11 protein-coding genes are annotated in these 14,963 nt (G+C 64.6%); 6 read left to right on the top strand and 5 right to left on the bottom strand.

The genetic code is table 11. The features are described 5' to 3' along the window. Positions 1-872 precede the first annotated feature (872 nt). From dnaA to recF, 4 genes are all read left to right on the top strand, one after another. Positions 873-2,291 carry a chromosomal replication initiator protein DnaA gene (gene dnaA, locus RBJ75_RS22025; RefSeq protein ID WP_044415120.1) on the top strand — a complete coding sequence of 473 codons (1,419 nt, stop codon included), beginning with the start codon at positions 873-875 and terminating at the stop codon, positions 2,289-2,291. 292 nt (positions 2,292-2,583) lie between these two features. Beyond that, complete coding sequence (gene dnaN / locus RBJ75_RS22020; RefSeq protein WP_044415118.1) at positions 2,584-3,702, top strand: DNA polymerase III subunit beta; 1,119 nt, start codon at positions 2,584-2,586, stop codon at positions 3,700-3,702. 94 nt (positions 3,703-3,796) lie between these two features. Further along, on the top strand, positions 3,797-4,084 hold the full coding sequence (locus RBJ75_RS22015; protein ID WP_044415126.1) for a GIY-YIG nuclease family protein: 288 nt from the start codon (positions 3,797-3,799) through the stop codon (positions 4,082-4,084). Positions 4,085-4,147: 63 nt separating this feature from the next. Beyond that, positions 4,148-5,284 carry a DNA replication/repair protein RecF gene (gene recF / locus RBJ75_RS22010; RefSeq protein WP_044415124.1) on the top strand — a complete coding sequence of 379 codons (1,137 nt, stop codon included), beginning with the start codon at positions 4,148-4,150 and terminating at the stop codon, positions 5,282-5,284. A 21-nt stretch (positions 5,285-5,305) separates the two neighbouring features. On the opposite strand, the gene RBJ75_RS22005 is transcribed toward recF, so the two are convergent. From RBJ75_RS22005 to RBJ75_RS21990, 4 genes are read right to left on the bottom strand one after another with little or no spacing between them, the layout of a single operon-like run. Then, positions 5,306-6,301, bottom strand: coding sequence for a hydroxyacid dehydrogenase (locus RBJ75_RS22005; RefSeq protein WP_234707482.1), 996 nt, complete (start codon positions 6,299-6,301; stop codon positions 5,306-5,308). Continuing rightward, entirely contained in the window at positions 6,298-7,605 is a 1,308-nt protein-coding gene (locus RBJ75_RS22000; protein WP_276156533.1) for an MFS transporter, read from the bottom strand. Before RBJ75_RS22000 ends, RBJ75_RS22005 begins: the two co-directional genes overlap by 4 nt. A 33-nt stretch (positions 7,606-7,638) precedes the next feature. Continuing rightward, positions 7,639-8,529 (bottom strand): dihydrodipicolinate synthase family protein, encoded by an 891-nt coding sequence (locus RBJ75_RS21995; protein ID WP_044404810.1) that lies wholly within the window; start codon positions 8,527-8,529, stop codon positions 7,639-7,641. Positions 8,530-8,547: 18 nt separating this feature from the next. Next, the gene (locus tag RBJ75_RS21990; RefSeq protein WP_044404809.1) at positions 8,548-9,681 is read right to left on the bottom strand and encodes an iron-containing alcohol dehydrogenase; all 1,134 of its coding nucleotides are present in this window, start codon (positions 9,679-9,681) and stop codon (positions 8,548-8,550) included. A gap of 486 nt (positions 9,682-10,167) precedes the next feature. Here RBJ75_RS21990 and RBJ75_RS21985 point away from each other — a divergent pair, with 486 nt between their 5' ends. Together RBJ75_RS21985 and gyrB are read left to right on the top strand one after the other, a co-directional pair. Further along, complete coding sequence (locus RBJ75_RS21985) at positions 10,168-10,935, top strand: FadR/GntR family transcriptional regulator (protein ID WP_234707292.1); 768 nt, start codon at positions 10,168-10,170, stop codon at positions 10,933-10,935. Between the two features lie 313 nt (positions 10,936-11,248). Continuing rightward, positions 11,249-13,693: a DNA topoisomerase (ATP-hydrolyzing) subunit B gene (gene gyrB, locus RBJ75_RS21980; RefSeq protein WP_044404806.1), complete on the top strand. Its 2,445-nt coding sequence runs from the start codon at positions 11,249-11,251 to the stop codon at positions 13,691-13,693. 52 nt (positions 13,694-13,745) lie between these two features. Here the strand turns inward: gyrB and RBJ75_RS21975 are convergent, their stop codons facing one another. Beyond that, on the bottom strand, positions 13,746-14,795 hold the full coding sequence (locus tag RBJ75_RS21975; RefSeq protein ID WP_044404800.1) for an NAD(P)-dependent alcohol dehydrogenase: 1,050 nt from the start codon (positions 14,793-14,795) through the stop codon (positions 13,746-13,748). Positions 14,796-14,963 lie beyond the last annotated feature (168 nt).

Raw genomic sequence — 14,963 nt, 5'->3', positions numbered from 1 at the left:
GACGCGCCAGCCTCAAACGTAAACGATTTATGAATTTATTTTGGGCGGCGGCGGCCAATATGACGGCACCGGCGCGTTTCGAATCTGTGCACAGATTCAAAACCTTGTCGGTTTCCACAAAAACCGTCGCCGGATCGCACGCGGCAAAAGCCGAAATTTGAGCCGCCGCACCAAAATCAATTCCGTTGCGAGACCGAAGGCGTCGTGTATTTCTTAGCTCGTTCGCGACGCCCTCGGCTCTTCAGACCAGCGCGGTTTGAGACTCTGGGGTGGGCATGCAGATCGGCGGCGGTATGCATGTTGGCGACGCTTTCCAAGCGATGGTCGGATTGCAACTCATAGCAATATGGGGCGGGTTGTGCTGTGCCAAATTTCTTCAGCGGGCGTTCTATCGTGAGCGTATCCGAGACGAGAGATAGCATTTGCAATCTGCAAGCCGCATCGCCGGGAGCGTGGCCGCAGGATGAAACAAGCGATCGGCATTCAGGGTGCGACGTGACAAGTTTCAATGCAAAACGCGAACGCATCACGACGGGTTTGACGAAAGCTTGACGCGAATGTTTGCGGCGGGCGGGGGAGTTTTTATGCGCGACATCATCACGACTTCAACTGATCGAACCGGATTGCCGGCGGCGCATTATTTTTTTGCTTCGGCGTGGTCTCCGCCACCCGGGCGAAGTCCGGATCTGCCGTCAGCTGCGCGCTGACCGGCCAAGGCCCTTTCATCAGGTGCTGATCTGTCGCGGCGGCGTTGCGCCGAACGGCCGGTCTGTCTCCGAAGGGCTCGCCAAAGGTCCTGCCGCGACGTGAATCTCCAACGATTCATTCGCCTCGGCCACCCGGAATTTTCTCAGTTTGAAGAGTCGCCTAAGATGACAAATGTTGAACAAGATCGTTGGTCCCGCGTTAAAGGCCGGCTGCGCTCGAGCGTTGGAGAAGACGTCTATTCGAGCTGGTTCGCCCGGATGGATCTGGAGAGCGTGCAGAGCGAGAGCGTGCATCTGTCGGTTCCGACGCGCTTTCTGAAGAGCTGGATCCAGACGCATTACTCCGACAAGGTGCTGACCTGCTGGCAGGCCGAGATGCCGGAGGTTCATCGCATCGATCTGACCGTGCGCACGGCGATGCGCTGCGCCGCGCCCGTCAAGGAAGCCGCGCCAGCCGAGCGGCGCCGCGATGATGGCCGGCCCGCCCCGGAAGTGCGCGCCACCGCGATCGCGCCGGTATCGGCCACGCACGACGCGCTGGGCGGCTCGCCGCTCGACCCGCGACTGACCTTCGGCAGCTTCGTGCTCGGCCGCTCCAACACGCTGGCCCATGCAGCGGCCCGGCAGGTCGCCGAGGGCCGTCGCGGCGATCCGGTGATGTTCAACCCGCTCTACATCCATGCCGGCGTCGGCCTCGGCAAAACCCATCTGCTGCAGGCGGTGACCTGGGCCGGCAATTCCGGCACCGAACGCAAGGTGCTGTATCTGACCGCCGAGAAGTTCATGTACGGCTTCGTCGCCGCGCTGAAGACGCAGACGGCGCTGGCCTTCAAGGAAGCGCTGCGTGGCATCGACGTGCTGGTGATCGACGATCTGCAATTCCTGCAGGGCAAGACCACCCAGGCCGAATTCTGCCACACGCTGAATGCGCTGATCGACGCCGGTCGCCAGGTGGTGATCGCCGCCGATCGGCCGCCATCGGACCTCGAGAGCCTCGACGAGCGGGTGCGCTCGCGGCTGGCCGGCGGCCTGGTCGTCGAGATGGGCTCGCTCGGCGAAGAATTGCGCCTTGGAATTTTGAAATCGCGCGTGCTGGCGGCGCGTGCGCATCACGCCACCTTCGACGTGCCGGCGCCGGTGCTGGATTATCTGGCCCGCACCATCACCCATAATGGCCGCGACCTCGAGGGCGCGATCAACCGGCTGCTGGCGCACAGCAAGCTCAACGCCCAGCCGGTGACGCTGGAAATGGCCGAGCGCGAAGTGCGCGACCTGATCCGGCCGCAGGAGCCGAAACGGATCAAGATCGAGGATATTCAGCGCATCGTGGCCCGGCAGTACAATGTCAGCCGCTCCGACCTGCTGTCGTCGCGCCGCACCGCCAATGTGGTCCGACCGCGTCAGGTCGCGATGTATCTGGCCAAGACGCTGACGCTGCGCTCGCTGCCGGAAATCGGCCGCCGTTTCGGTGGCCGCGATCACACCACGGTCCTGCATGCGGTTCGCAAGATCGAAGGGCTGGTGGCCAAGGACGCCGCTTTGTCCGACGAGGTCGAACTGCTCAAGCGGCAGCTCCAGGAATAGTCTGCCGGAGCCGTCCGGCCGGACATTCTGCCGGGACAGTCCTGTCGGGACAGTCCCGCAATATCGCCAGAAAACCCTGCCGGATGCGCCCTCCAGAGCGGCCATGCCCCTGAAATGCGGGGAAATTCGCTCCCGGCCGGCGCGCCGCACTTGCGTCGGCCCGTCATCCACGCCACTTTGCGAACCCCCGCGGGTTTGAACGAATCCGTAGGGCCTCAATCGCTGCGGCGCCGCTTCCGGCCGCCGGGCATCTTCATCACACGATGTGGATTTGGATCAGGCGGGTTTTGCAATGAAGGTTACCGTCGAACGCGCGCAACTCTTGAAATCGTTGGGCCACGTGCATCGCGTGGTCGAACGTCGCAACACCATACCGATCCTCGGCAACGTCCTGGTGCGCGCCGAGAATGCCCGGCTGTCGCTGAAGGCCACCGACCTCGACCTTGAAGTGACCGAGACGCTGCCCGCCGAAGTCGCGACCGCGGGCTCGACCACGGTTCCCGCTCATATGTTCTACGACATCGTCCGCAAGCTGCCGGACGGATCGCAGATCGTGCTGGAAGCCGACGGTGACCGTTCGGTCCTGGCGATCCGCGCCGGGCGCTCGCGCTTCACGCTGCAGACCCTGCCGGAAAACGATTTCCCGGACCTCGCCGCCGGCGAGATGACGCATTCCTTCGCGCTGGCCGCGGCCGATGTGAAGCGGCTGATCGACCGCACTCAATTCGCGATCTCCACCGAAGAGACCCGCTATTATCTCAACGGCATCTATCTGCACAGCGCCGGCAGTGCCAAGGCCGCGACGCTGCGCGCGGTCGCCACCGACGGCCACCGCCTTGCCCAGATCGATCTGGCGCTGCCGGCGGGCGCCATCGGCATGCCCGGCGTGATCGTGCCGCGCAAGACCGTCGGCGAAGTCCAGCGACTGATCGAGGACGCCGAGGCCGAGGTCGGAATCGAGCTGTCTGCCGGCAAGATCCGCTTCACCATCGGCGACGTGGTGCTGACCTCGAAACTGATCGACGGCACCTTCCCGGATTACGGCCGGGTGATTCCGCAGAACAACGACAAGGAACTGATCGTCGACAAGAAGGATTTCGAGGCCGCGGTCGACCGCGTCTCGACGATTTCGAGCGAACGCGGCCGCGCCGTGAAACTGGCGCTCTCCGCCGGCAAGCTGATCCTGTCGGTGACCAATCCGGATTCCGGCAGCGCCACCGAGGAACTCGAGGTCGAATACGCCTCCGACGCGCTCGATATCGGCTTCAACTCGCGCTATCTGCTCGACATCGCCGCCCAGATCGAGGGCGAAGTCGCGGTGCTGAAACTCGCCGACCCCGGTTCGCCGACGCTGGTGCAGGACAAGGACGCCAAGGGCGCGCTCTACGTGCTGATGCCGATGCGGGTGTAGCCCTGCAATCGATATGTGTCATCGCCCGGCTTGACCGGGCGACCACCACCGGCCGTCATTGCCGGGCTTGACCCGGCAATCCATCTTCTTCGCGATGAGCTATTGGGTCTATATTCTTGCCAGCAAACCGGGCGGCACCCTGTACGTAGGTGTCACCAACGATCTGGTGCGCCGCATCTACGAGCATCGCGAGGGGCTCGCCGAGAGTTTCACCAAACGATACGGGATCAAGATGCTGGTGTATTTCGAGGCGCACGACACCATCGCCGCCGCACTCCAGCGCGAGAAGAACATCAAGCATTGGTCGCGAGAGTGGAAAATCGATCTCATCATTGCCGCCAATCCGGATTGGCGCGATCTCTATGACGAGATTGTCCGCTGACGCGGACGATGGATTGCCGGGTCAAGCCCGGCAATGACGTTCCCTGATTTGCAGCGCGCCCTCATGACCGCCTCCCGCATCCATCGCCTGAGCCTGACGCATTTCCGCAATTATCGTGCGGCGAGCCTGACCACACGTGGCGACATCGTCGTGCTGGTCGGGCCGAACGGCGCCGGCAAGACCAATTGCATCGAGGCGATTTCGTTTCTGTCGCCGGGGCGCGGGCTGCGGCGCGCCACGCTGGACGACGTGGCCGACAATCAGGGCGATGGCTCCTGGGCGGTTGCGGCCGAGATCGAGGGCGCGCTCGGCCTTGCCACGCTCGGCACCGGGATCGATCCGCCGCTGCCCGACACGGCTTCCGCGCGGCGTTGCCGGATCGATCGCGAGAATGTCGGCTCCGCTGCGGCGTTCGGCGATCATCTCCGCATGGTCTGGCTGACGCCGGCGATGGACGGGCTGTTCATGGGCGCGGCGTCGGAACGGAGGCGGTTTTTCGATCGGCTGGTGCTGGCGATCGACAGCCAGCATTCCTCGCGCGTCTCGGCGCTCGACCGCAGCCTGCGCTCGCGTAACCGGCTGCTGGAGGCGCGCCACGCCGACGGCCATTGGCTCGACGCCATCGAGCGCGAAACCGCGGAGCTGGCGGTGGCGGTGGCGGCGATGCGCGGCCAGACCGCGATCCGGCTTGCGGCCGCGCTGGATGCGCGCGGCGCGGCCTCGGCGTTCCCCTCAGCCCGGCTCATGCTCGACGGCTGGATGGAGAGCGCGCTGATCGATCAGCCCGCGACCGCGATGGAAGATCGCTATCGCCAGATCCTGCGCGACAATCGCGGCCGCGACGCCGCCGCCGGCCGCACGCTGGACGGGCCGCATCTGACCGACCTACAGGTGATCTACGCGCCGAAGGCGATGCCGGCGCGCGACGCCTCCACCGGCGAGCAGAAGGCGCTGCTGATCGGCCTGGTGCTGGCCCATGCCCATCTGGTTTCGGAAATGACTGGCATCACCCCGCTGCTGCTGCTCGACGAGGTGGTGGCGCATCTCGATCCATCGCGGCGCCGGGCGCTGTTCGGCGAATTGGCCAAGCTCGGCGCCCAGGTCTGGATGACCGGCGCCGATCCGGCCGCCTTCGCCGAGATCGGCGCCACCGGCGAGATCTTCGACGTCGATGCCGGACAGATCAGCCGGCGCGGCTGACACCGCGCCGCCTGATCGGTGCTATCGATTGACGATATAATGCGGATCGACGGCGCTGCCGCCGAGCAGCGCCAGCACGTTGCGCACGGTGATCAGCGACACCTCGCGTCGCGCTTCTTCGGTGACTCCGCCGCAATGCGGCGTCGCGATGACATTGGGCAAGGCCCATAGCGGATTGTCGGCCGCGGGCGGCTCGACCGCGAAGCTGTCGAGCCCCGCCGCCGCGATCTGGCCGCTCTTCAGCGCCTCGATCAGCGCCGGCTCGTTGACCACCTCGCCGCGCGCCGTGTTGATCAGCAGCGCACCCGGCTTCATCAGGCCGAATGCGCGCGCGTCGATCAGATTCTGCGTCTTCGGGGTCAACGGGCAGTGCAGGCTGACGACGTCGGCTTCGGCGAGCAGCGCGTCGAGCGTCTCGACTCGGCGTGCATGCGGGCCGAAGGCCTCGGCCGGCGCGAACGGATCATAGGCGATCGTCGTCATGCCGATCGGCTGGACCATGGCGGCCAACGCGCGGCCGATCATGCCGATGCCGACCAGGCCGAGCACCCGGCCGCGCAATTCGCGGCCGCGATAGTTCTTCTTGTCCCAGCCGCCGCCGCGCACATAGGCATCCTGGTTGCGCAGGTCCTTGATCAGAGCCAGCATCAGCATGAAGGCGTGTTCGGCGACCGAGTGGGAATTGGCGCCGACGGCGGCCAGAACCGGCAGGTTGAGCGCCTTCGCCGCCGCAAGGTCGATATCATTGGTGCCGGCGCCGTGCTTGGCGACGACCTTGAGGTTCGGCGACGCCTTCATCAGCTCAGCGTCGATCCGCTCGACATTGCGCACGATGATCGCGTCGGCGCTCACCCGGCCCAGCAGATCCAAGGCCTCCGCCTTCGCCGGATAGGGGCCGGTATGCAGCGAGGTGACGCCGGCTGCGCGCAACATCTCCTCGCCTTCGGGCGCGACCGGCCCGCCGAGGCTGACGACGGTGAATGCCATGATCTGTCCCTTGTGTTCGCTGTCGGTCATGCGCGCGCCACGATCGGCTTAACCTTGCCGAGCAGAAAGGCGTAGTTGAGGATGCCGAGCAGTCCGACCCCCGCCGAGAACAGCAGCGCCGCGTTGAACGATCCGGTCTTGACGACGATGAAGCCCGTCACGATCGGTCCCACCACGCCGCCGAAATTCGACACCATGTTTTGCAGGCCCGCGAGCACGCTGGTCATGTTTTTCGGCGCGACGTCGCCCGGCAGCGCCCACACCTGCGAGGCGGCGATCGTCGTGCCGGCCTTGGCGACGCACAGCAGAGCGACGGTGAGTGCCACGCTCTCGGCGATCGCCGCGAGCCCGATGCACAGCGCCATGGTCAGGCCACCGATCAGGAACAGCTTGCGCGTCGCCGTCAGCGACAGGCGTTTGGAGCGCACGATCCGATCCGACGCCATGCCGGCGATGATTTCCGCGACGAGCCCGGCCAACAACGGCAGTGCCGCGATGAAGCCCATCTGGATCATCCCCATCCCCTTCTCCCTGACCAGATAGGTCGGCAGCCAGGTGATGAAGAAATATGAGATGTAGTTGATCGTGAAGAAGCCGAGGCACATCGCCCAGACATTGCGATAGCGCAGAAGCTCGTACCACCGCATCGAAATGCTGTCGTCCTCGCCGTGCTTCATCGCCTGGCCGCCGCGAATGTAATCGAGCTCGGCCTTGTTCATCATCGGGTGTTTTTCAGGCGTCTCCGTGAAGAACAGCCACCAGATCAGCGTCCAGACGATGCCGACCGCCCCGATCACCACGAAGGTCATGCGCCAGCCGACCATCGCCATCAGCCAGACGATAAGCGGCATCGCGACCGCGCCGCCGAATTTCGAGGCGCTGTCGAACAGGCCGGAAATCGTCGCGCGCTCGCGGTCGGGAAACCATTTCGACGCGATGCCGGCATTGCTCGGATAGGCGCCGGCCTCGCCGACGCCGAGGCCGAGGCGCATGGCGAACAGCGAATAGAAGCCGGTGGCGAGCCCGGTCGCGGCGGTGGCGAAGGACCACAGACCGACCGAAGCGCCGAGGCCGCGCTTCTGCCCGAAGCGATCCGCCAGCAGACCGGCGGGAATTTGCAGCAGGGCGTAGGACCAGAAGAAGGCGGAGAGAATGAAGCCCATCTGATCGGCCGGAATCGACAATTCCTTACTCAGATGCGGTGCTGCCACCGACAGCACCGTCCGGTCGATATAGTTGATCGCGATCGCCGACCACATCAATCCGGCGACGATCCAGCGGACTTTTGTCGCTTTCGCTTCGGCGGCCGATACTAACCCTGCTGCAACACTCATGCTTTCATCCCCTGGCTTTCTTGTTGTCGGCGATCAGTTGATCGCTTCGGCGAAGCGCTTCGAGATCTCGCTCACCTTGGCGTTGACCTCGTCCGAAATCAGCACCGGCGCGCGGCTCGCGCCGACCTCGGGCATCGCAACGCGCAGCGCGCGCTTCACCATCGCCGGCGGAAAGCCGTGGGCGTAGAGCTCTTTGCGCAGTGCCGAATAGTGGTCCTGATGCTTGGTTGCCGCGGCGGCATCGCCGGCGACGAACGATGCGTGAATCGCGTTGAGCGTGACCGGCGAGATGTTGCCGAGGCCGGAGATGCAGCCGGCCGCGCCGTTCTGCAGGCCGTGCAAGACCAGAGAATCGGCGCCGACCAGAACGTCGAAATCCTGGCGTTCCTTGGCGATGGCCAGAAAGGCGTCGAGGCTTTCCTGCGAGCCTGCGCTGTCCTTGATGCCGATGATGTTGGGATGATCGGCGAGGATGCGCGCCGTCTCCGGCTGGATCGTGTTCCCGGTGCGGGCCGGGATGTTGTAAAGATAGACCGGCTTCGACATCGCGTCGGCGACGCGGCGATAGTGATTGACCAATTCGGCCTGCGAACAGGCGATGAAGGATGGCGTAATCGCCGACATCGCCTTGATGTCGAGCTTCTCGATCAGCTTGCCGAGCGCGATGGTTTCGTGAGTCGAGATTTCGCCGATATGGGCGAGAACCGGCACGCGCCCAGCCGCGGCCTCGGCGCAGATTTCGGCGACGCGCAGTTTTTCCTGGAACGACAGAGCGTAGAACTCGCCATTGGTGCCGGCGCAGAACACGCCGTTGCCGGCTTTCGCCTGGCGATCGACCTGGCGCCGCAGCGCGGCCTCGTCGATTGCCTCGTTGGCGTCGAACGGGGTGACGATGGCGACGAATGGTCCAAAGATCTTGGTCATGGTTCTTCTTTCCTGGCGTTAGGCGGCGGCGAGGTAGATGGCGAGAATGTCGTCGCGGGTGAGATCGCGCGGGTTGTTGTCGAGCAGGCGGCGGATGGCGTGGGCCTCGTCGGCCATGATCGGCAGATCGTCGGCCGGAACGCCCATTGCGGACAGGCGCATCTCGCAGCCCAGATCGACGCACCATTGGTGCGCAGCGGCGAACACGCTGGCGGGATCGGATTTCGATTCGAGGCCAAGCGCGGCCAGGATGGTCGCGGTGCGTTCAGCAACCGCGGGCGCGTTGAAGGCCAGCACATGCGGGAAGATCAGCGCATTGGCTGCGCCGTGCGGAATATGATGACGCGAGCCGAGCGGATAGGCGACCGCGTGGCCGCCCGCGGTATTCACCGGCCCGAGACAGATGCCGCCATAGAGCGACGCCAGCGCCATGCCGGCGCGGGCGTCGCGATCAGCGCCATTTTCGGCCGCGCGCGGCAGCCAGCGGCCGACCAGGCGAATGCCTTCCAGGGCGTAGAGATCGATGGTCGGATGCGCCTTCTTGTTGGTGTAGGCTTCGACGCAATGCGCCAGCGCGTCGACCCCGGTCGCGACCGTGATCGCGCGCGGCACTGTGAGCGTCAGATCCGGATCGACGGCGGCGAGATCGGCCAACATGTGGTCGCTCTGCACCGCGAGCTTGGCCAGCGTCTTCGGATCTGTGACGAGCGCGCGCGTCCCGGCCTCGCTGCCGGTGCCGGCGGTGGTCGGAACCTGGATCAGCGCGCGGGCGCGGCCGCTCACCTTGTCCGGCCCGACAACATCCATGAAGTGCTGACCGCTGCCGGGCAGGACCGCGGCGAGCTTGGCGAGGTCCATGGCGCTGCCGCCGCCGAAGCCGATAATGAGATCGGGCTTCGCGCTCTCGACGGCCGCCAGCAGCCTTTCGAGATCGGCCGCGTCGGGTTCGGGCCGGAACGCATCGAAGACGATCGTTTCGCAGGTGAGGTTCAGAACCTCGACCCGCGTCGCATTGAACGTATCGGCGACGACGAACGCCTTGGTCAGGTTACGCCGGCTGATCCAGCTGCCGACCCGCGCGGCCACGCCGGACCCAAACAGAATCTGCGGCGGACGGACGAGATCGATCGGTTGCGACAGCGGTGCGGTCATTATCAATTCCTGATTTGGAGACGGGCCACAGTCGGTTTCGCCGCATCGGCGATCGCTTTCATCACCGGGCTGCGGTTGCGAGCTGCGGGTCGGGCTTGGCGTAAGGCTGCGCCGGAGCATCGAACGGCGTTTGCGCCGGTCGTTGCGCGACGCGAGCTGGGGCACCGGAGCGATGCCGCGCATGGATTGGACCGAAGGCGGATGGCGGGGTGGGGCGCGCCGGTCAGGTCGGCGGCGACGCCACGAAGACGCGCCAACCGCTCGCCTTCGACTCCGAACTCGTTCCTGACGCTCATGTCCGCCCGCCTCGTCCGGCGGATTCAAGCCGCCTTGGATTATGGCGCAGGTGCATAGGCGGCCAGGAACAACATGTCAATCATTTGTCAAACATGTAACTTATTTCCGCATCGCACGCTAATTTACCGGATTTGTATTTTACAACTTTACAAGTCTGCGCTAGGCTGCACCGAAGCTTAGGAGCAGGCGTTGAACGACACGATCGACACGACGGACCATGAGAATGTGCGGCCAAACCGGTCGCCGGCCGGGCGCAGCCCACTAGCGCAGAACGTATTTCAGGCGCTTCGGGCGCAGATTGCCGCGGGCCAGTTGCGACCGGAGCAGAAGCTGCCGGGCGAGCACGAGCTCGCCGAGACCTATCTGGTTTCGCGCCCGATCGTGCGCGAAGCGTTGCGGCAACTCAGGGAAGAACGGCTGATCTATTCACGGCGCGGCGCCGGCAGCTTCGTGGTCGCGCGTCCCGATCTTGGCACCAGCCAGCCCGCCATCGGCTTTGCCCCCGTCGAAACCATCGCCGACATCCAGCGCTGCTACGATTTCCGCCTGACGATCGAACCCGATCACGCTTATTGGGCGGCGTTGCGCTGGAACGCCCAGGCGCTCGACGAGATCGCCGCCGCGCTCGACCTCATGCGCGATGCCACCGTCGCCCGGCTGCATCGTGAAGACGCGGATTTTGCCTTTCACCTGGCGATCGCACAGGCGACCAACAATCACTACTACGTCTCGTCGATGACCGCGCTGAAGGACCACATCCATGTGGGCATGAAATTCCACGGCAATTCGGTCTCCGGGGCGCAGAGCAGGCTGGAGAACGTCTTCGCCGAGCACGGCGGCATCTTCGAAGCGATCCGCGCCCGCGATGTCGAACGCGCCCGCGCATTGATGCGCAGCCACCTCGAAGGCTCGCGCGACCGCGTGTTCGAAGGTCGCATGCTCGATTTGTCGCTGTGAGGCCGCCACGCGCACCGGGCTGCGCGCGAAAGACCGCAGCAGCGCTGGCAGGCCGGGCGCCGGCGGTTTTGCGCCTCGCAATTTGCACCTCTCGCGGCCCTTCCCGGGCGTCGTTTCGGAGCGCAAATCGACCGATTTCGCGGGCCCCGAAAAGGCCCCTCGGACGACTTGAAAAACAGGATAAAAACCCCAATTATTCAAAGGCTTGTTAGGTGCGACTTTGCACTAGGCGCAAGCCGTCTTTCATGGCACAAACCAAGCTGTTCGACCGCGTTTCCTACGCCGTTGATTCGCGCATTTTCGAAGGCCACTCATGACAGAACCCGCCCGGCTGCCGACCGCCGAAATCGAAACCTCGGTTCCTCCGATCGAATATGGCGCGGAATCGATCCGGGTGCTGAAAGGCCTCGACGCCGTGCGCAAACGGCCGGGCATGTATATCGGCGACACCGATGACGGCTCCGGCCTGCACCACATGGTCTACGAGGTCGTCGACAACGCCATCGACGAGGCGCTGGCCGGTCACGCCTCCGCGGTCGAAGTGGTGCTCAACGCCGACGGCTCGGTCACGGTGCGCGACGACGGCCGCGGCATTCCGGTCGACATCCACAAGGGCGAAGGCATCTCCGCGGCCGAGGTCATCATGACCCAGCTGCACGCCGGCGGAAAATTCGACCAGAACTCCTACAAGGTCTCCGGCGGCCTGCATGGCGTCGGCGTCTCGGTGGTCAACGCGCTATCGAGCAAGCTCGAACTGCGGGTCTGGCGCAACGGCAAGGAACACTTCGTCGAATTCGCCCATGGCGACGTGGTGGCGCCGCTGGTGGTGGTCGGCGATGCCAATGGCAAGCGCGGCACCGAGGTGACCTTCCTGGCCTCGCCCGAGACATTCACCCACATCGAATATGATTTCGCCACGCTGGAGCATCGCCTGCGCGAGCTCGCCTTCCTCAATTCCGGCGTCAACATCGTGCTGTCCGACCTGCGTCACCCGGTCGAGAAGCGCGAGCAGATGATGTATGAGGGCGGCGTCGAGGAATTCGTTAAATATCTCGACCGCAACAAGAAGGCGATGGTGCCTTCGCCGATCGTCATCAATGCCGAGCTGAACGGCATCGGCGTCGAGGCGGCGCTGTGGTGGAACGACAGCTACCACGAGAACGTACTGTGCTTCACCAACAACATCCCGCAGCGCGACGGCGGCACGCATCTGGCGGGCTTTCGCGGCGCGCTGACGCGCCAGGTCAACGGCTATGCCGACGCCATCGCCAAGCGTGAAAAGATCGCGCTGACCGGCGACGATTGCCGCGAGGGCCTGACCGCGGTGCTCTCGGTCAAGGTGCCGGATCCGAAATTCTCCTCGCAGACCAAGGACAAATTGGTGTCCTCGGAAGTCCGCCCGGTGGTCGAGAACGTGCTCAACGAAGCACTCGCCGCCTGGTTCGAGGAACACCCCTCCGAGGCCAAGGTGATCGTCGGCAAGGTGGTCGAGGCCGCCTCGGCGCGCGAGGCGGCGCGCAAGGCGCGCGAGCTGACGCGGCGCAAGGGCGCGCTCGACATCGCCTCGCTGCCGGGCAAACTCGCCGACTGTCAGGAGCGCGATCCGGCCAAATCCGAATTGTTCATCGTCGAGGGAGACTCGGCAGGCGGCAGCGCCAAGCAGGGCCGCAACCGCGAATTCCAGGCGGTGCTGCCGCTGCGCGGCAAGATCCTCAATGTCGAACGCGCCCGCTTCGACAAGATGCTGGGCTCCGAGCAGATCGGCACGCTGATCACCGCGCTCGGCACCGGGATCGGCCGCGACGATTTCGACATCGCCAAGCTGCGCTACCACAAGATCATCCTGATGACCGACGCCGACGTCGACGGCGCGCATATCCGCACCCTGCTGTTGACGTTCTTCTTCAGGCAGATGCCGACCCTGATCGAGGGCGGCTATCTCTATATCGCGCAGCCGCCGCTCTATAAGGTGACGCGCGGCAAGTCCGAGCAATATCTCAAGGACGAGCGCGCGCTGGAAGACTATCTCATCGAAACCGGCCTCGACGACTGCGTGTTCAAGCTCGCCACCGGCGAGGACCGCACCGGCCGCGACCTGTTGGCGCTGGTGGAAGACGCCCGCGTGATCCGCGGCACGCTGCACAATCTGCACAGCCGCTACAATCGCAAGGTGATCGAACAGGCGGCGATCGCCGGCGTGATGAATCCGCGCGTCACCGGCGACCTCGCCACCGCCAACGCCGCTGCCGATTACATCGCCAAGAGGCTCGACGCGCTGGCCGACGAGGTCGAGCGCGGCTGGGTCGGCCGCTTCACCGAGGGCGAAGGGTTTACCTTCGAACGCACCATCCGCGGCGTCAAGGACGTGGCGATGATCGACGACGCGCTGCTCGGCTCGGTCGACGCGCGCAAGCTCGACGAATATGCGGCGCGGCTGCAAGAGGCCTATCCGCGCCCCGGCACGCTGCGCCGCAAGGATACCGAGACGCCGATCCACGGCCCCGTCAGCCTGTTTGAGGCGGTCACCGAGGCCGGGCGCAAGGGCGTGGCGCTGCAACGCTACAAAGGCCTCGGCGAGATGAATCCGGAGCAGCTGTGGCACACCACGCTCGACACCAATGCGCGCTCGCTGATGCAGGTAAAAGTCCGCGAGGTCGACGAGGCCGACGACATCTTCACCAAGCTGATGGGCGACGTCGTCGAACCGCGCCGCGAATTCATCCAGGAGAATTCGCTGGAAGCCAATGTGGATGTGTAACCAAGTGGATGTGTGACCGGCGGCTTCGTTGCCGCCGATCACGTGTTTCAGGTCAATCCTTCAGCGATGCCATGTCGATGACGAAGCGGTAGCGCACATCGTTCTTCAGCAGGCGCTCATAGGCCTCGTTGATATCCTGGATCCGGATCATTTCGACGTCGCTGACGATGCCGTGCTCGGCGCAGAAATCGATCATCTCCTGGGTCTCCGGCATGCCGCCGATCGCCGAGCCCGCTAGGCTTCGGCGGCCAAGAATCAGATTGCCGCCGACCACCGGATCGAGCGGCGTCAACGCGCCGACCAGAACCATGGCGCCGTCGAGCCTGAGCAACGCCAGATAGGGGTTGGTATCATGGCCGACCGGGATGGTGTTGAGCAGGAAATCGAACGATCCCTTGGCTTTCGCCATTGCGTCGGCGTCCTTCGAGACCAGCACCTCGTCGGCGCCGAGCCGCAGCGCGTCCTTGCCCTTTTCCGGTGAGGTGGTGATCATCACCACATGGGCACCGAGCGCCTTGGCGAATTTGACCCCCATATGGCCGAGGCCGCCGAGCCCGATGACGCCGACCTTCTGGCCTTTGCCGACCTTCCAGTGCCGCAGCGGCGACCAGGTGGTGATGCCGGCGCACAGCAGCGGCGCCACCGCCTTCAGATCCATCTGCGCCGGCACTTTGACGACGAAGCGCTCCTCTACGACGATCTGCTCGGAGTAGCCACCCTGGGTCAGCCGGGCGGAGCCGCGCTCATGGCCGTTATAGGTGACGGTCGGACCCTCGACGCAATATTGCTCGAGGCCGGCGTCGCACGGCGCGCAATGCCGGCAGGAATCCACCATGCAGCCGACCCCGGCGATATCGCCGACCTTCAGTTTTTTGACATGCGCGCCGACCGCCTCGACCCGGCCGACGATCTCATGGCCGGGCACCATCGGGTAGAGCGAATTGCTCCAGTCGTTACGGGCCTGGTGCAGATCGGAATGGCAGACGCCGCAATACAGAATTTCGATCTGGACATCGTGCGGGCCCGGCTCGCGCCGCTCGAAGCTGAATGGCGCGATCGGCGAGGACGCCGACTCCGCGGCGTAGGCTTTGACGTGAATCATCGTGGTCTTTCTGAGTGGTCTTGGTGAGGTCCGACGCGGGCTTAACCGCCGTCATCCCTTCAAGCTGTTTCGGATAGCGATCGCCTTGCACGGTGATCTTCGCGGGCGACGTATCCAGCATCTAAGCCGCTTTTCTCTTTGCGATTAGAGGATATAATCGGCATGAAC

This window comes from Rhodopseudomonas sp. BAL398 (assembly GCF_033001325.1).
Classification (GTDB): Bacteria; Pseudomonadota; Alphaproteobacteria; order Rhizobiales; family Xanthobacteraceae; genus JARJEH01.
This window is presented reverse-complemented; position numbering and strand designations above follow the sequence as displayed.